Raw genomic sequence first — 16,611 nt, 5'->3', positions numbered from 1 at the left:
CGCCGCCCGGTCACACGAGCAGGGTGGCGACTGCCCAGGCGATCAGCACGACGCCCAGCAAGCGGCCCGCTTGCTCGCCCCGCGGCGCGAGTTTTTCCACCAGCACGACGACGGACAGCGCGGCGATCCAGGCGAGATTCATGATGCCACCGACAAACAGTAGCGTCATCAGCAGCCAGCAGCAGCCGACGCAGTAGAGCCCATGACGCACGCCGAGCAGAAAGCTGCCCGCGAGGCCCGGCCGCCAATGCGCGGTAAGAAACGCGACCGGTGAGCGGCATTGCCTGAGGCAGGCGCGCTTGAGCGGCGAAAACTGGTAGAAACCGGCCACGGCGAGAAAGCAGGCGGACAACGGTGCACTCTTCGACCACAGCATCATGTCGGAAATAAGACCGGTCGGTTGCAGCACCTGCTGCAAGGTTGCCGCGAGCATCGAGAATGCCAGCCATGCCGTCAGATAACCGGCCAGAAGCAGCAGCGATGAAATCGACGAATGGCTCCCGGCCGTGTCGTGATGCCGCAACACGCGTCGATACAACAGGATGAGCGGCGCCGCGCCCGGCGTCATCATCGCGATCATCATGGTCCACCACATGAGAATCGCCGCGGACACCGTCGTCTCCATACCGCCGGCACTATCCTTCAGGCGATGCGGGAACAGCGTGAGCGCCGTCATATCCAGTGCCGACATGCCGGTGCCTGCGCCCGTCCATAGGTACAGCCATGACCAGCCGACGACTGCGACGAGACCGAGCGCGGTGACGACGCGCTCGTTTCCGATGACCTTCTCGATCGGGATGCCGCGCATGTTGCTCACGCGGCAGCGCGATGGCGGATCAATCCCTGGTTATTCATATGCAGTCGCGCGAACTGGGCGTAGGTGCCTTTCAGATCCAGTGCGATGTTGCCCTGCGAGCGGCTCGTGCCGGAGCCGACCTCCGCGAGTTCGTATTCGAAGCCGTGCGGCAAGTCGATCCGCACGCGGTGCTCCTCGCCGGTCACCGCATTGCGAAGCGGTTCGCCGACGACATCGAACACGCCCTCGACGTGAATGCGGCCGCGTCTTGCATCGACATCCGCGTCGAAGTCGATCCTCGTGAAAATCGGCTCGAAGGCAAGCTCGATCGTGGAAGCGAACACGGCAAACATGGTGGCGAACGGTTCGGTGTCCTGCCCCGTCATGATCTTCAGGAGACCTTCGCGTTGCTGCGCACTGGCGCGTTCGTCGACGATCGGCTGGCACTTGCCCTTGCCCTCGTGAATCTGCCCGGGCCATTGGAACACCACCGCGAGGTTCAGACCGTCGAGCCGCACATCGCCGTAATGACCGTTGCTGATCGAGATCGCACCCATCGCTTCGCAAAAGCCGTGGGTGGGCGGCGCGCTGAACTGACACGGGCATCCGTATGAGCAATTGCAGGTGATGAGTTCCGTGCCTTGGATTTCCCAGGGAGTCATGGTTGTCCTCCTTGCGCGCCACGACGAGTAGGTGGTTCGAATCTAGTCCATGTGACGCGCAAGGCAAGTCAATCTTGTGGACAAGCGACGCTCACACGCTATAGCGCACCGGCAGCGCCGTCGAATATTTGATCTGCTCCATTGCGAAGCTCGAACTCACGTCGTACAACGGCACCGCGGCGATCAACAGTTTGTACACGCGGTCATAGTCGTCGATGTCGGAGACCACCACACGCAGCAGATAATCCGTCTCGCCGCTCATCCGGTAGACCTCGACCACCTCGGGAATGTCCTGCACCGCCTGCGTGAAGGTTTGCGCCCACGCCTGCGTATGCTGGTTCGTCCGCACGGCAACGAACACGGTGGTACCGACCCCCAGCTTGCGCGCATCGCACAGCGCCACCTGTGCGCGGATCACGCCGGCTTCCTTGAGCCGCTGCAGCCGCTTCCAGCACGGTGTTTGCGACAGGTTCACGCGCTGCGCCAGTTCGGCAATCGGCATGGTCGCGTCTTCCTGCAACAGCTCGAGCAGCTTACGGTCGATGATATCCATTCCCATCGTCTCACCCCTTTAGCAAATTTTTCTACTTTTCAGATTGATGAGGGAATTATATGGAAACTCTTTCTCCGGACAAAACGGTATAAATCCCAGACCGAAAAAACGCGGCAATGCCTGCCGTTCAGAGACCGTGGACCACAACGCCGATTCCTCCGCCCGCCTCCCGAACCCGAACCTGGCCGACCTGAGCCAACCTCGCGCCCAAGCTGGCGGCCAGCCCGGCGGCATACGCGACGCGGTGCCGCGGGCCTTGCAGCCCGCGCCTCTAGTCCGGCTGTGCAATGCACTCGACGCGATGTTCGAAGCCTGCGGCCATTTGCCCGAGCCTTCGCATTCGGGCGTCTTCGCCCGCAGCATGCGAGTCGCGCTCCAGGAAGCCGCCGCCCACGCCGCGCTGCTCACGCCCGCGCAACGCGAAGGATCGCTGCAAACCTACCGGCGTCATCTACTCGCCGCCGACCGCCAGGGCCGCTATGCAATCGCCGCGCTGGTCTGGCTGCCGGGCCAGGCGAGCCCCGTGCATGCTCATCACACGTGGTGCGGCTACGCAGTGCTCGACGGCACGTTGAGCGAAACGGTTTTCGAGTGGAACGACCCGGAGAAATGCGCGAGCGCCGCGCGCACGCAGGCGCGCGAGCGCGGCGCGGTGTCGTTCGTGCGAAGCGGCCGCGGCAGCATCCATCGGCTGGGGAATGCCAGCGATGCGCCCGCTGTTTCGTTGCACGTCTACGGGGTGCCTGGCGCGCAGATCGGCAGCCATGTGAACGACGTGGTGCCGGTCGCCCCGGCGTTTGTCTGAGCGCGGCTCAGCGCCAGGAGCACAGGCCCGAGAGAAACCTCACCGCCCCAGAGCCTGTCCTCGCCGACTGTCTTCAGCGGTGCCCTTTGCCGACCGCCTTCACCCCAATCCTCAACTTTTGCCCTCGCCTGCCGTCGGAACCTGCGGCGGAATAGGCGCGGTCTGCGCGGTCGGCGGCGGCGCCGGACGCGGTTCATGCGACACGTCGCGCGCCATCGCGACAGGCGCATGCGAACCCCGCATCGGCACGGCTTTCTCCGCATGCGGGCGCGCATGCCCGTGCTCGTGGCCATGCTCGTGTGCCGCCATCTCGGCCATGTCGTCCCGCCAGGGCTGCCCCTCGCTATCCTTCGACGACGTGTACAGGCGCATTTGCGGCACTGGAATCTCGACGCCGGCTTCGTCCATCTTGCGCTTGAGCCGCAGGTTGAACGCGCGCGCCACGCTCCATTGCTGCAGCGGCCGCGTCTTGATCTGCCCTTTCACGACCATCCAGTTCGGATCGAACCGGTCGAGGCCCCACACCTCGATCGGCCCGAGCATCTCGCGCCGGTAGCGGAAGTCGGCCATCAGCTCGGCGCCGACTTCGCGGATCATCTGCGTGATCTGGTCGACGTCCGTTGAAAACGACATGCGCACTTCGAACACCGCGTAGGCAAAGTCGCGCGACAGGTTCTTCACGATCTTGATCTGCGAGAACGGAATGGCGTGGATCGCGCCCTGACCGTCGCGCAGCCGCACGGTACGAATGGACAGATGCTCGACCGTGCCCGCATGGCCGCCGTCCACGTCGATCCAGTCGCCGACCGAAATGGTGTCCTCGATGATGATGAAAAGCCCTGTGATCAGGTCGGTCACGAGCGACTGCGCGCCAAAACCGATCGCAAGACCGATTACGCCCGCGCCCGCCAGCAGCGGCGTCACGTTGATGCCGAGATTCGCCGCCGTGACGATGCCCGCGATCGTCATGATGCTGACGAGCAGCACGTTGCGCACGAGCGGCAACATGGTGCGCGCCCGCGTGCTCGGGTTGCGCGACTTGTTGCGCGCGCTGCCGGGATTGAGCGCCTCGGTGATCGCCGTGTCGACGAGGATCCACAGCAGCCACGCAATGAACACGGTCGCGACGATCGCGGTCACGGCATGGGCGATACCGCGCGCCGCGACGTTTTCCTCTACGACCGCGGCAAGCGACACGCCCCACAAACGCGCCGCCAGTTCAAAGAAAAACAGCCAGATGAACAGCGTCAGCAGCGTGCCGCAAAAGCGCAACAGGCGCGTGAGATACGGCGAGCGGCGCCGCGCGCGCGGACTGCGCGGGCGCGTCATGCGCAGGACAATGGCCGACAGGAAAAACGCGAGCACGAGCAGCAGCGCAGTCACCACCGAGATCTGCAGCACGTTTTCACTCGACCCGGAGCCGCCGAGCGTCGCGACCACCGACGCCGTCGCCAGCACCAGAACCGGCACGTGCCAGAGCGCGGCGAGCACGTCGAAGGCATCGGTCGCGGCCTTGTGGTCGTTGCGCTGCTCGTAGGGCCGGTTGCGGATCAGATGCGCGACCGGCCGGCGGAACGCAAGCGCGAAGTAGCCGGCGAGCACGGCGGCCGTCATGTTGGCCGCCGTCGAAATCAGCGCGGCCAGGTTGGTGCCGAGCTGATGCGCGACGTCGTAATTGACGGCGGCATCGCCGAGCGCGCCGAATACGCCGACCGCGAACAGGAGGCGCCGCGCGTGATCGATCAGCAGACGCACCGCGATACGCCGGTGCCCCGAGCCGAACAGCGAAAACATGATGAGGCAGATCGCAGAAAACACCGCGCCCGCGACGATCGCATACGCGACCACCATGCCGAGCGTGCGGCCGAGCGCATCCGGCATTGCGCGCACGAACAGGAGCGCGGCGACGAAGGCGATGATCCACGGTCCCACGCGCCGCAGCGCGAACACCAGCAGCTCGCGTGTGGTCGGGTTCGGATTCAGCCCCATCACGATGCCGAGGCGCCGGTAGAGCCGGTGCTGCACGTAGATCAGCGCGGCGGCGCATGCGCCCCAGCCGGCCAGCATCGCGAACATCGAAAGAAGAATGCGGCCGAGGCTCTCGTGGCCCTGGCCCGAAATGATCGTGTACAGCTCGTTGCCCGCCGCGTTGAAGCGGCCGCCCCAGTAGCGCACGGGCGTGCGGCCCTCGTGCACGTCGGATTCGAACGACGCGATGCCGGAGGCGATCGCGCCCAGCAAGCCGGGGCTCGGCTGCGCGGGCGGAGGTGCGAGCGGGCCGACGGTTCGCGACACGTCGCGCAGCTTTTTCAGTTGGGCGACGAGCGCGGTGCGCTGGCGGTCGTTGTCGAGCGTGGCGATCACGCTGTCGAGCGAACGCGCAATTTCAGCCTGACTTGCCGGCGACGGCGCGGACGCCGCCTCCGCAGCGGACGCGCCGGAGGCGTCCGAAGCGGGCGCGACTGTCGCGCTGTTGATGAGGCTCTGCAACGCCGGAATGACCGGCGTGCTGGTGGGCGCGCTCGCGCCAGTGCCGGCGGCGTGCGCGCCAAGGGGCAGCCAGGCGGCACAGACGACAAGTGCAATGCAGAGGGCGACCGGCGAGGCGCTGCAACCGCCCGTGCGACGCGCACGCGCGCCGGCGCCGCGACAGAGCAGCGCTCTGAGGTTTGCCAGAAAACGAAGAAATGCAGCGTGAATCGAAGCGAACCCGCCGTTTGACGGCGCAGCCTCGGATTCACGCCGCGACGGGCATGACTGCATGGCGATCCGTGAGAAAACGGGAGACGCCAGTGTAGCCTCAGTTTGCGCGCCGGCAACCGGACATGCGTAACGGATTGTTAGGGCGCTTGCATGATTTCATGTCCGCGGCGCCCGCGCACCGCGCCACAAGGCGCCCGCTCCCGCTTCAATAAGCAACCGTCGCGATTTGCCGGATGAATCGGCCCTGCTCCAGTTCGTCGACGAATGCGATTGCGTAATCTTCCGCGGAAATGCGGCTGTTGCCCTCTGCGTCGGCGATCAGCGAGTTCGTGCCGGTGCGGAACTTGCCGGTGCGCTCGCCCGGCGCGATGAGCGCGGCCGGCGAAAAGAACGTCCAGTCGAGATCGGCCACGCCACGGTAGTCACCGAGCGCGTCGCGGTGCGCGAGCGCAACCGCCTTGTAGGCGTCCGGAAAGCCGTCGCTATCGACGAGCTGTTTGCCCGGCGCAACTTCGAGCGAGCCCGCGCCGCCGACCACCACCAGCCGCTTCAAGCCCGCCGCCCGCACGCCTTCCACCAGCGCGTGCGTGGCCTTCGCGAGCGCACCCACGTCGCCCTGCGGCGGCGCGTACGCGCTCGCGGCCACGTCGTGACCGCGCACCGCCGCGCCGACGCTTGCCGCGTCGAGCACATCGGCTTGCGCCGCCTTCAGGTTCGGCACGCCGGCCGGCACGCGCTCCGGGTTGCGCGCGAGCGCCGTGACCTGATGTCCACGACGGGCCGCTTCCGCCGCGATCCGCGAGCCGATCATGCCGGTGGCGCCGAACAAGGCGATCTTCAACTGTTTGCTCATTTCCATGCTCCTGTCATCGTTTATATGTAACCATTTCGATTACATATCTAGGGGAAAAAAGAGGGGCCGAAGCCCCGTGCGTCAATCTCATCTATTCGCCGATGTTGCCTGCCCCTACGTCGTGCAAAGGCGTGCAAAGCCGACGCCCGCGCCTTCGTCCCAAAGCACCCGCGTCAGGCGTGCGACCGCCGCTTGCGCTCCCTCGCGCGCTCCGCGCGCTCGAGATCCGCAGTGGCGTCGGCCAGCGTGCGCCGCGCGAGCGACGCCTCCATAGCCTGCTGCGCTTCGTCGATGATGCCGCGCAAAACGACCTGGATATTGCGCCCTACCATGCACGCCGGATTCGGCTCCTCGCGATGAAGCGCGAAGAGCTGCGCGTCGTCCACGGCGCGGTACACGTCGAGCAGCGAAATCTGCTCCGGCGCGCGGGCCAGCAACGCGCCGCCGCCCGCGCCGAGTTGCGAGGTGGTGAGGCCCGCTTCGGCCAGCATGGTCAGAAGCCGCCGGATCAGCGCGGGATTCGTATTCACACTGCCCGCAATCATGTCCGACGAGAGCGGTGTGCCCTCCTGCAACGACAGCAGCGCGAGCACGTGCACCGCAAATGCAAACCGGCTACTCGTGTTCACGACAACCCGTCCTGCAACGACAATGTGTAACCATGGTAATTACATTTAATCCGGCTGTCAAACGCGAAGCGTGCACTGACCGACGCCACGCAGCGCGGCCAGAGGATTGATACCCATCTCATTTGTCCATCTGCTTTTGCGCATCGCCGCCGTAGCTCGAGCCGGACGACGAAGCAGCCGCGCTCGTCGACGAAGCCGTGTTTTGCGCCGACCATTGCTGGAGCTTGCGCCCCGCGTTTTCGAGGCTCTGGCCAGTGAGCGACGCGGCTTTGCCGAGCTGTGCCTGCGCCGCGCTGGCGGCGTTCTGCAGATTGGCCTGCGCGCTGGAAGCGAGCGCATTCGGGTCGATCGTGACCGACGGCGCCGAGGCCGATTCGAGGTTCTGCTGGGCGGCGGATTTTGTCTCGTCGACCTTCTGGCCTACGTAGCTTGCGGCCTGATCGAGCTTCTGGGACGCAGCCTGCGCCGCGTCGTTGAGCTTGCCGGCAACCTGCCCCGCCGACGCGTCATTCTTCTGGCACGCCGCAAGACCGCCGAAGACGAACAGGACCACGGCGGCACGGCGCAGCAACGGCGAACGGATGGATAAAGTCATCATGTATGTTTGGACCGCCACGCGGCCTGACTGACGAAAACGCGCTCATCATACGCTGTTGCGGCTTGCTCCAGCCGGTTGCCGCTCTTTGCCGCGCACCGCTTTCATGCAGCATGGATCGGCACGGCCGCTGTGAGCGCCAGGTCGCGATTCCGTCAAAAGTTGTGCGGTAGACTGGCTGCGCGCAATCCAGCGTTCTGTGTTCCCTTGATCAACCGGAGGCATACGATGGCGGCAAAAAAGATTCTGTTTCTCACCGGCGATTTCGCCGAGGATTACGAAACGATGGTGCCGTTTCAGGCGCTGCAGGCAGTCGGGCACGTGGTCGACGCGGTGTGCCCCGACCGGAAAGCCGGCGAGCGGATCAAGACTGCGATTCATGATTTCGAGGGCGATCAGACCTACACCGAAAAGCCGGGCCATCTGTTCGCGCTGAACGCGTCTTTCGACGACGCCGATCCGCGCCAGTACGATGCGCTCGCCATTGCCGGCGGGCGGGCGCCCGAGTATCTGCGGCTCAATCCGAAGGTGATCGATATCGTGCGGCAGTTCGCCGAAGCCGGCAAGCCGGTCGCCGCCATCTGTCACGCCGCGCAACTGCTCGCCGCCGCCGACGTGATCCGCGGCAAGCGCATTTCCGCCTATCCGGCCTGCGCGCCCGAAGTGAAGCTGGCGGGCGGCGACTATGCCGACATTCCCGTCGACGCCGCCATCACGGACGGCAACTTCGTGACGGCGCCCGCGTGGCCCGCCCATCCCGAATGGCTGCGTCAGTTCCTCGTTCTGCTCGGCACGCGCATCGAGCTGTAAGACGGTTGTGAGCTGCTTCAAGCGCCGCGCACGGCCATGCGAGGTGTGCGCGGCATTTGAGAGTCGTCCTATGGTTCGCGCCGGGGGGCATTCCTATAGTCACAGGCTGACTTGGGGAACGCTTTTCGATGGAACTGACCGACTGGATCGTCATTCTCGCCGTCACGTTGATGGCGATCGCATTTCGCTGCGCGCGCACGCCGGCCGGCTGGTCCCGCGAAAACCGCGCGCGGCGCCTCGCCGGCACGCGGCTGCTCGCGCAGGCGGCGTGCTCGGTATGGGCGGCGTTGCTGATCGTGGCGCGCTGCGTGTTCGCGCTCGACGGCCTGCTCGGCTTGCGCCCGACGCTTTACGAAGTGCTGATCGTCGTCGCCGTCCTGCTCGCGTGCGGGTGCTACTGGTCGGTTCGCGGCCGGCAGCTGCTGAAATCGCGCCGCCTGTTCGTCTCCTGCTGACCGGCTTTGTCTGATCAGGTCGACCCCGCTCGATTGCGATCGACGCCGACGGCGTCATTCACGGCTCGCTGATGCAGGTCGATTGCGCTGCAGTTCAGCCCGACCATTGCGTCGCCTTGCAGCGTGGACTGGGGCGTGGACGTCGCAGGCCCTTTCACGGTCCCATCCGCAGATTCGGCCGCTTATTCATCGCGTGGTCGTTGGCCGCCACGGGAGCCGCGTCTGCTGCCCCTGCGCCCCCTGCTGCCGATGCCGCCGCGCCGAGCGCTTCTCGCGCCCCGCTCGCCACCGCAACGCGCGCGCCGGCCTCCGGCAGCGACAGATAGAACGTCGTGCCCACGCCTTCCGCCGACTCCGCCCACACCCGGCCGCCGTGCCGTTCCACGACGCGCCGCACGAGCGCAAGGCCAATGCCCTCGCCCGCGACCGCCGTGCCGTGCAGTCGTTGAAACGCATTGAAGAGCCGCGGCAACGCGATGGCCGGAATGCCCAGGCCGTTGTCGCGCACATAAAAAATGCGCAGCGTCTGCACGCCTGGCGGCGCCGGCGTCGTGCCGATCTCGATCCGGCCTTCCCGCGAGGGATCGAGATAATTCACCGCATTGCCGATCAGATTCGCAAACACCTGCTCCAGCGCAGTCGGGTCGCCCCACACCGCCGGCAGTTCGCCGATCTCGACCTGCGCCCGCCGCGCGCGAATCGAGCCCTGCATCGCGTCGACCACACGCGGCACGATATCGCGCACCTCGACCTTCTGATGCCGGTATTCGACGCGGCCAATGCGCGAGAGCCGCAGCAACGCGTCGATGATGTGCGACGCGCGCAGCACCGCCGTCTGCAGATAATGCAGCGCTTCGCCAATGTCCTCGTTGACGACGCGCTCGATGCGTTGCCGCGTCTCCGCGTCGATCGACGAATCGCCGACAGCGGCGCGCAGTTCCTCGCACGCACGGATGAGTTCCTTCGAAAAGCCCTGCAGATTGACGAGCGGCACGCGCAGATCGTGCGAGACGCTGTAGATGAACATCTCGTTTTCCTGCGTCTGCTGCCGCAACGTCTCGTTGATGCGCGAGAGCTCGTCCGCGCGGCGCGCGAGGTCCGCCTGGAAACGCGCCTGGATGCGCTCGCTTTCGAGCAGGCGCCGGCTCGTCTCATGCAACGTCAGGTCGAGCCGCGCGATTTCATCGTGACCGGGCCCGATGGGCGCGAGCGGCTCGTTGCCCGCGAGGCGCCCGGCATTGTCCGACAGCAGCGTGAGGCGGCCGCGCAAGCCGCGCGTGAACAGCCATACCGCGAGCGCGACGAACAACAGCGAACCGACCACTGCGGCGACGACGAGCATCTGCTGCCGCTCGCGGGCGGCATCGGCGGCATTGACACGCTCGCCTTCCAGGCGCCGCTCCTCCGCCTGAAAGGCGGCCACCTGCTGGCGAAACCGATCGAGCACGTCGGTCTGGCCGAGTTCGCCGAAGCGGGTGGCGATGTCATTGCGGCGCCCCGAGCGCAGCAGGTCCTGGATGCGATCGGACCATTGGCGATAGGCCTGCACCGCCTGACGCACCTGAACGACGCGCTCGACCTGCGGCGGGCTGTCCGACACCAGTTCCGCGAGCTGATCGATCCGCCGGTCGACGTCGACCCAGACCGACAGCGGCGTGACGAAGCGGTTGTCGTCGGCAAGCACCGCGCCGCGCAGCGCAACCGACTCGCCGAGCACCGGATCGAGAATCGACGTGGTCTGGCGCAGCACCTCCTGGCCGTGGACAGCCCAGCGTTCGGCCTCGGCAGCGTCGGACTGTGCCTTGACCAGTCCGGACAGAAGCGCCAGCTCGAAGATCGCCGGAATCGCGATCAGCAGCAGGCCTTTAGTGGTAAGTCGCATGCGTGCGCATTCAAAGTAAGGCAGACGGTCGTGAGCCAGGACGGGACATTATGTCGGCGTTTGGCTGCGAAACATAGGGGCACGCCATAACCCAGAATCTTTCCGCCATGGCGGCCGCCCGTAGCCGAAAAGCCCGTGCCCCGCGACGTCCTGACGCGAGCGGAACGCAGGAACCATGCTCCGGGCGTAAGCTGCACGAAAAATTTCGACCTGCAATGGATCATAAGAACCAGAATGGGGAGGTTAACGCACATTTTTTGTGCTTTTTCAGTCCGCCGCAGGTGCATGTCGGCCGCGCGAGCTGCCATCCTTTTGGGTCGAAATCCCAAGCCTGTGCGGCTCCGCACCGTTAGCGCGCCTCAAGCACCGTTTTGGCCCACTTCTTGCATTCGATGCCCAACTTTTTGGCATAAGCGGAAATAATCGATGGAAAGCTTGAAAACCGGCACCGATACGCTCTTTCTTCTGCTCGGGGCCGCGATGGTGCTCGCCATGCACGCGGGGTTTGCGTTTCTGGAACTGGGCACCGTGCGCAAGAAGAACCAGGTGAACGCACTGGTCAAGATTCTGGTGGACTTCTCGGTCTCCACGATCGCGTATTTCTTTATCGGTTACACGATCGCGTACGGCGTGCAGTTCTTCGGCAGCGCCGAGCTGCTCGCGGCGCACAACGGCTATGCGCTCGTGCGCTTCTTCTTCCTGCTCACCTTCGCGGCCGCGATTCCCGCGATCGTCTCGGGCGGTATAGCGGAACGCTCCAAATTCAATCCGCAGCTTTTCGCGACCTTCGTGCTGGTGGGATTCATTTATCCGTTCTTCGAGGGCATGGCGTGGAACGAGCGCTTCGGCGTGCAGGCGTGGATCAGCCAGACGTTCGGGGTGCCCTTCCACGACTTCGCGGGCTCGGTCGTCGTGCACGCGTTCGGCGGCTGGGTTGCCTTGCCCGCCGTGCTGCTGCTCGGCGCCCGCCACGGGCGCTATCACCGCGACGGCGGCATCGCCGCGCATCCGCCGTCGAATATTCCGTTTCTGGCGCTCGGCGCGTGGGTGCTGGCAGTCGGCTGGTTCGGCTTTAACGTGATGAGCGCCCAGACCGTCGACAAAATCAGCGGCCTCGTCGCCGTCAATTCCCTAATGGCGATGGTCGGCGGCACGCTGACCGCGTGGCTCGCGGGGCGCAACGACCCGGGCTTCACCTACAACGGGCCGCTTGCCGGCCTCGTCGCCGTCTGCGCCGGTTCTGACCTCATGCACCCGCTCGGCGCCCTCGTGACGGGCGGCATCGCGGGCGTGCTGTTCGTCTATATGTTCACGTGCGTGCAGAACCGCTGGCGGATCGACGACGTGCTCGGCGTCTGGCCGCTGCACGGCTTGTGCGGCGCGTGGGGCGGCATCGCGGCGGGTATCTTCGGCTTGCGGGCGCTCGGCGGCATGGGCGGCGTGTCGTTCGGCGCGCAGGTACTGGGCACCCTCGGCGGCATTGTCGTGGCGACGCTCGGCGGCACGCTCGTGTACGGCGCGATCCGCCTGACGGTGGGCTTGCGGCTCGACCAGGAAGACGAGTACAACGGCGCGGATCTGTCGATCCACCGGATTTCCGCGACGCCGGAGCGCGAAAGCCTCGGCTGACCGCGGTCGTGGCGGACGCGCAAGGCGTGCACAGGGCCGTGCGCGACCTGTCCCCATGGAGCCGCGGATGTTAGACTTGCGCGCTGGAGATGGCATTCTCCAGTGAGCATCCCCCCACGCGGTGTGCGGTTCCGGGGAATACTCACTAACCGCCTCGTGCTGATAATGCTTGCTTCCCCGGGCCCGCGCGGAGGCGGCACCGCGTCTCCCGCTCAGCCCGGCTCGTTGACTCCGGTTTCGTCAGGCCCCATTCATGTATTGGTCCCTCTTCGCGGTCGCTATTGGCGGCGCGCTCGGCTCGCTGTTTCGCTGGTTTCTCGGGCTTCGCCTGAACGCGCTCTTTCCGTCGTTGCCGCTCGGCACTTTCGCCGCCAACGTGATTGCGGGCTACGTGATCGGCGTCGCCGTTGCAGGCTTCGCGCGGGCGCCGCAAATCGCGCCGGAATGGCGGCTCTTCGTCATCACGGGCATGATGGGCGGCCTGTCCACCTTTTCCACCTTTTCCGCCGAGGTCGTGCAACATCTGCAGGACGGACGCCTCGGCTGGGCGGCCGGCGAAGTCGCCATTCACGTCGGCGCCTCGCTTCTCATGACGATTCTCGGCATCGCCACGGTCGCTCTTCTTTCACGCTAAGCACGGCTCGCCCGGGCACGGCGCTTGCGCACCTTGAGACGCACCCTTTTCGTTCAAGGAGGTGAAAGATGGGCTCAATCAACCCGCAAGGCGCCACTCGAGGCGGAGCGAAGATTGTGGGCGGCGGTGTCGGCGAAGGTCCGGGGCCGGACGTCATGGCCGCGGCCACGCTCGACGGAACCAAGGTGATGTCTTCGGACGGTGAACATGTCGGCAAGATTTCCGACATCATGCTCGACGTCCGCAACGGACGCATTGCCTACGCGGTGCTCTCGGAAGGCGGTTTCCTTGGGATGGGAGCCAACCTGCACGCCATTCCGTGGAGTGCGCTGACTCTCGATACGGATCAGAAGTGCTTCTTCGTCGACATCACGGCGCAGCGCCTGAAAGACGACCCCGGCTTCGACAAGGACCACTGGCCGTCCATGGCCGATCCGGTCTGGGGCGAATCGACTTACAACTACTACAACCGCCAGCCGTATTGGTCCGCGACGCGCGAAGTCGTCGAGGACGATCCGGCTATCCGACCGAGCGAACACTGAAGCAAGGTGACGCTCACGCCCTAGCAGGCGTTTGACTGTCCATGCCGCCGCGTTCAATGCGGCGGCATGGACACGGATCGCATGGCGCGGAAGCGGTACCGCCTCCGTGTTGACGAAACCCGCACTACCGCGCAGCCAGCATACCGATGATGAGCCCGCCGATCAGCGCCATCGTCACCGCCTTCCACGGACTGTCATGAACGAAGTCGTCGGTCGATTCGGACACGACGCGATATTTCGTCTTGACCACGTCTTGCGCGCCGGCAAGCCTGTCCTTCAGCTCCGACAACTTCATCGCGCTGCGAGCGCGCAGTTCTTCGCTGCCGTTCGGCCTTCCCGCGAGGCTGTCATTGCCCGCGACATCGGCGGAACCGGAGCTGGTGCTTTGATAAGACTCGGCCATTTCAACCTCCCTTTCTTTCCGTTGAGTGGACAAGGTCGAGCAAACACTGTGCCGCGCGAAGAGGCGCGCCAGTTAGTTAGGATACCGATTTTTTATCACGCGCATGCGCGAGTGAAACGTCTGACCATTAGCTGTCACAGCACGCAATGGCGCATAGTGCGCGCCTCGCCCCACAGGCACGGGCATTGCGTTTTCCCCAACGCCGGCCGCATTGGCCGGCGCGAACGAGGAGCGACACATGAGCATTTTTTCAAGCATTCTCAACAAGATTTTCCCTCACGACCATCCCGCCAATACAGCCTCGGGCGCGACGGCCGGCGCGGCCGCTGGGCCCACCGCCGCACCCGGCAGCGCGAGTGCGCCCGCGGGCACGCCCGCCACGCCCTCCACGACGGCAGCCGGCAATTCGCAGCCGCCCGTCACGCCCATGCCCACCGTCGACGTCGAAGCAGTGCTGACGAAAATGCAGGACAGCAGCGGCGAAAAGTTGAACTGGCGGACGTCCATTGTCGATCTGCTGAAACTGCTGGGTCTCGACAGCAGCCTCGCGGCGCGGAAGGAGCTCGCATCCGAGCTGCACTACACCGGCAATACGGAGGACTCCGCGGCAATGAACATGTGGCTGCACAAAGAGGTCATGCAGAAGCTGGCGGAAAATGGGGGCAAGGTACCGGACGACCTGAAGAGTTGATGCGCGGGGGCCGATGGCGGCATTGGCGGCGAACGCGGCTTCACCGGTGTGCACATGTTCAAGCCGCTGCAAATGGACCTGCGGCGGCTTGGCGTATCGCGGGCCGTGAAAGCGATCCGATTGGCAATACGGCGCGCCATCCGTTGACCCGAAACCTCCAGGGCGACGGTCGTTAGACATCTAGAACTTATGTCGAATGCCAAAACGGACCGCCGTCTGCCCGTCCGTTCCGGAGGGTGCGCCTAACGCTGCCTGCGCCTGCGCACTGAAGCCATGATCCTGAGCGAGCGCGGCGACAAGATAGACGTCGGTGCGCTTCGATAGAAAATAGTCGCCGCTCAGTGTGACCTGGTTCGCGCTACCCACAGCATTGTTGCGGCGCTGGTAATGCATGCCGCCCGCAAGAGACAATGCGGGGATGACGCGGTATGCCACACCGGCCTCGTAAGTGGTCGCACGCGGCTTCGTGCCACTGCCGAGCTGGACATCGGAGATCATCCCGAAGAGGCGCGCGTTTCCAATCAGATAGGCTGCGCCGGCCGCAAATTCTCTCGAGTTCGCGGACGAGGTGGCGTTGTGAATCGACATGTACGCAATTGCGGCGCTCAACGGTCCATTGTCGTAACTCAAGGCAAAGTTGCTTGAACTATTCGTGCCCATCGATCCCGCGACATTCCCGAAACCGTACATGCCCCGTACAGTAAAGCCGGCAATGGACGGGGACTCGTACTTCACCGCATTATCGACCTGCACACCCCACACGCGATTATCAAGCATATAGCCTCCCGCCGCGTAGGCCGGGAGGCTCCAGGCCAAAAGACCTGCCGGCGTATTTGAACCGACGGCGAATGCCGGGAAAATATCGCCGATAAGGTCGTATTGTCTTCCGAAGGTAAGTCCCCCCCAGTTGCCCGTCAATCCGACGAACGCTTGCCGCCCGAACTGGCGTCCACCTTGAAGAAGTTCGCCAGTTCCAACGTCAAATCCGTTTTCCAGTGTGAAGATCGCTTTGAGTCCTCCACCCAGCTCCTCAGTACCCTTGAGGCCCCACCGGCTTCCCTGCGAGGACCCGGAAGTGAACTGCACTAGCGCGCCTTTCTGCGTCCGCGTATCAACCCTATTCGTATAAGTCACGCCTGCGTCGAGAATCCCATACAAACTTATAGACGATTGGGCGGATGCGCTCCCCACCATCAGACCCGTAACCACCAGCATGCATATTTTTTTCATTTGTTATCCTAATTACGTTGGCAGCGACTTCGTTCGACTGCGGGTCGCCCGCTCACCACACCCGTACTGTCCTTTTTTTCATCTTGCTGATGCGCCTGGCCGTTCTAGTTTGAACAGGCATTTTTCGTTGATCTCAAAGTAGTCTGCCGCCCCGCCACCTCGCAGGATTGGCTGGGCGCCGATGGTATCGAAGCTGCCATCGCGGATCAACTCTGCTTGAATGTGGACGGCTATCACCTCGCCCATCACCATCCACGTCTCCAGTTTCTCGCCCGACAGCGTGTGAAGTTGTTCGACCTTGATCACCCGGCACTCGAGAGAAACAGGACTTTCCTGCACCCTCGGGCCGGAGACAAGCGAACATGGCGACGGAGTCAGGTGGGCAATCGCAAATTCATCGACATCGCTACGGACGGGCTTACTTGTCAGATTGACGTGCTCGGCGAGCCGGCGAACCGCGAGATTAACCACGAATTCTCCCGTCTCTGTTACGTTGCGGACAGTGTCCTTCCAGCCCACGCTGGAGAATGCGACGATGGGCGGCTTGTAGTTGAAGACATTGAAGAAGCTGTATGGCGCCAGATTGCGACGCCCATCTGCAGAACACGACGAAATCCACCCGATCGGCCGTGGCGCCAGAATCGATGGAATAGGATCGTGGCGCAGACCGTGTCCTTTCGCTGGTTCGTAGCTGTAGACGTCCGGTTTCATTTGATATCTGCCATTTGATCGATTAGAC

At 64.4% G+C, this 16,611-nt stretch carries 19 protein-coding genes and 1 riboswitch; of the genes, 7 read left to right on the top strand and 12 right to left on the bottom strand.

Going from position 1 to position 16,611, the window contains the following annotated elements:
• Window positions 1–10: 10 nt before the first annotated feature.
• The 3 genes from ACEN8U_RS21565 to ACEN8U_RS21555 all read right to left on the bottom strand — a co-directional run bounded on the left by ACEN8U_RS21565 (window position 11) and on the right by ACEN8U_RS21555 (window position 2,017).
• Window positions 11–808, bottom strand: coding sequence for a DUF2182 domain-containing protein (locus ACEN8U_RS21565; RefSeq protein WP_310110399.1), 798 nt, complete (start codon window positions 806–808; stop codon window positions 11–13).
• A gap of 5 nt (window positions 809–813) precedes the next feature.
• Window positions 814–1,458, bottom strand: coding sequence for a DUF1326 domain-containing protein (locus ACEN8U_RS21560; protein ID WP_310110038.1), 645 nt, complete (start codon window positions 1,456–1,458; stop codon window positions 814–816).
• A gap of 91 nt (window positions 1,459–1,549) precedes the next feature.
• Window positions 1,550–2,017, bottom strand: a complete 468-nt coding sequence (locus ACEN8U_RS21555; RefSeq protein WP_013588032.1) for an Lrp/AsnC family transcriptional regulator — start codon at window positions 2,015–2,017, stop codon at window positions 1,550–1,552.
• Between the two features lie 130 nt (window positions 2,018–2,147).
• Between ACEN8U_RS21555 and ACEN8U_RS21550 the strand changes: the two genes are divergently transcribed.
• Window positions 2,148–2,816: a cysteine dioxygenase gene (locus ACEN8U_RS21550; RefSeq protein ID WP_374725934.1), complete on the top strand. Its 669-nt coding sequence runs from the start codon at window positions 2,148–2,150 to the stop codon at window positions 2,814–2,816.
• A 111-nt stretch (window positions 2,817–2,927) separates the two neighbouring features.
• On the opposite strand, the gene ACEN8U_RS21545 is transcribed toward ACEN8U_RS21550, so the two are convergent.
• From ACEN8U_RS21545 to ACEN8U_RS21530, 4 genes are all read right to left on the bottom strand, one after another.
• Window positions 2,928–5,579 (bottom strand): mechanosensitive ion channel family protein, encoded by a 2,652-nt coding sequence (locus ACEN8U_RS21545; RefSeq protein WP_310110036.1) that lies wholly within the window; start codon window positions 5,577–5,579, stop codon window positions 2,928–2,930.
• A 145-nt stretch (window positions 5,580–5,724) separates the two neighbouring features.
• Window positions 5,725–6,372, bottom strand: a complete 648-nt coding sequence (locus tag ACEN8U_RS21540) for an NAD(P)-dependent oxidoreductase (RefSeq protein WP_310110034.1) — start codon at window positions 6,370–6,372, stop codon at window positions 5,725–5,727.
• A 173-nt stretch (window positions 6,373–6,545) separates the two neighbouring features.
• Complete coding sequence (locus ACEN8U_RS21535) at window positions 6,546–7,001, bottom strand: Rrf2 family transcriptional regulator (RefSeq protein WP_013588028.1); 456 nt, start codon at window positions 6,999–7,001, stop codon at window positions 6,546–6,548.
• Window positions 7,002–7,119: 118 nt separating this feature from the next.
• Window positions 7,120–7,596 carry a hypothetical protein gene (locus tag ACEN8U_RS21530; RefSeq protein ID WP_310110395.1) on the bottom strand — a complete coding sequence of 159 codons (477 nt, stop codon included), beginning with the start codon at window positions 7,594–7,596 and terminating at the stop codon, window positions 7,120–7,122.
• 228 nt (window positions 7,597–7,824) lie between these two features.
• Between ACEN8U_RS21530 and ACEN8U_RS21525 the strand changes: the two genes are divergently transcribed.
• Entirely contained in the window at window positions 7,825–8,406 is a 582-nt protein-coding gene (locus ACEN8U_RS21525) for a DJ-1/PfpI family protein (RefSeq protein ID WP_013588026.1), read from the top strand.
• A 128-nt stretch (window positions 8,407–8,534) separates the two neighbouring features.
• Entirely contained in the window at window positions 8,535–8,861 is a 327-nt protein-coding gene (locus ACEN8U_RS21520; RefSeq protein ID WP_310110033.1) for a hypothetical protein, read from the top strand.
• A 14-nt stretch (window positions 8,862–8,875) separates the two neighbouring features.
• On the opposite strand, the gene ACEN8U_RS21515 is transcribed toward ACEN8U_RS21520, so the two are convergent.
• Both ACEN8U_RS21515 and ACEN8U_RS21510 read right to left on the bottom strand, forming a co-directional pair.
• A complete protein-coding gene (locus ACEN8U_RS21515) occupies window positions 8,876–9,019 on the bottom strand; it encodes a hypothetical protein (RefSeq protein ID WP_310110031.1) in 144 nt (47 codons plus the stop codon).
• Entirely contained in the window at window positions 9,016–10,743 is a 1,728-nt protein-coding gene (locus ACEN8U_RS21510) for a sensor histidine kinase (protein ID WP_310110030.1), read from the bottom strand. The genes ACEN8U_RS21515 and ACEN8U_RS21510 overlap by 4 nt, the downstream gene beginning before the upstream one ends.
• A 426-nt stretch (window positions 10,744–11,169) precedes the next feature.
• Between ACEN8U_RS21510 and ACEN8U_RS21505 the strand changes: the two genes are divergently transcribed.
• From ACEN8U_RS21505 to ACEN8U_RS21495, 3 genes are all read left to right on the top strand, one after another.
• Window positions 11,170–12,372: an ammonium transporter gene (locus tag ACEN8U_RS21505; protein ID WP_310110028.1), complete on the top strand. Its 1,203-nt coding sequence runs from the start codon at window positions 11,170–11,172 to the stop codon at window positions 12,370–12,372.
• Between the two features lie 76 nt (window positions 12,373–12,448).
• A riboswitch (Fluoride riboswitch) is annotated at window positions 12,449–12,551 on the top strand.
• A gap of 74 nt (window positions 12,552–12,625) precedes the next feature.
• A complete protein-coding gene (gene crcB, locus ACEN8U_RS21500) occupies window positions 12,626–13,006 on the top strand; it encodes a fluoride efflux transporter CrcB (protein ID WP_310110026.1) in 381 nt (126 codons plus the stop codon).
• Window positions 13,007–13,074: 68 nt separating this feature from the next.
• A complete protein-coding gene (locus ACEN8U_RS21495; protein ID WP_013588021.1) occupies window positions 13,075–13,548 on the top strand; it encodes a PRC-barrel domain-containing protein in 474 nt (157 codons plus the stop codon).
• A 124-nt stretch (window positions 13,549–13,672) separates the two neighbouring features.
• On the opposite strand, the gene ACEN8U_RS21490 is transcribed toward ACEN8U_RS21495, so the two are convergent.
• Window positions 13,673–13,951: a DUF883 family protein gene (locus ACEN8U_RS21490; RefSeq protein WP_013588020.1), complete on the bottom strand. Its 279-nt coding sequence runs from the start codon at window positions 13,949–13,951 to the stop codon at window positions 13,673–13,675.
• Between the two features lie 238 nt (window positions 13,952–14,189).
• Between ACEN8U_RS21490 and ACEN8U_RS21485 the strand changes: the two genes are divergently transcribed.
• Window positions 14,190–14,642 (top strand): DUF3597 domain-containing protein, encoded by a 453-nt coding sequence (locus tag ACEN8U_RS21485; protein ID WP_015002352.1) that lies wholly within the window; start codon window positions 14,190–14,192, stop codon window positions 14,640–14,642.
• Between the two features lie 180 nt (window positions 14,643–14,822).
• Here ACEN8U_RS21485 and ACEN8U_RS21480 read toward each other — a convergent pair whose 3' ends face one another.
• Together ACEN8U_RS21480 and ACEN8U_RS21475 are read right to left on the bottom strand one after the other, a co-directional pair.
• Window positions 14,823–15,872 (bottom strand): porin, encoded by a 1,050-nt coding sequence (locus ACEN8U_RS21480; RefSeq protein ID WP_310110024.1) that lies wholly within the window; start codon window positions 15,870–15,872, stop codon window positions 14,823–14,825.
• Between the two features lie 78 nt (window positions 15,873–15,950).
• Window positions 15,951–16,583, bottom strand: a complete 633-nt coding sequence (locus ACEN8U_RS21475; RefSeq protein ID WP_310110022.1) for a flavin reductase family protein — start codon at window positions 16,581–16,583, stop codon at window positions 15,951–15,953.
• Window positions 16,584–16,611: the final 28 nt, after the last annotated feature.

The sequence above is a fragment of the Paraburkholderia phenoliruptrix genome (assembly GCF_047325075.1).
Taxonomy (GTDB): Bacteria; Pseudomonadota; Gammaproteobacteria; order Burkholderiales; family Burkholderiaceae; genus Paraburkholderia; species Paraburkholderia phenoliruptrix.
The sequence above is the reverse complement of the archived record's forward strand: the minus strand, read 5'-3'. Positions and strand labels throughout refer to the sequence as shown.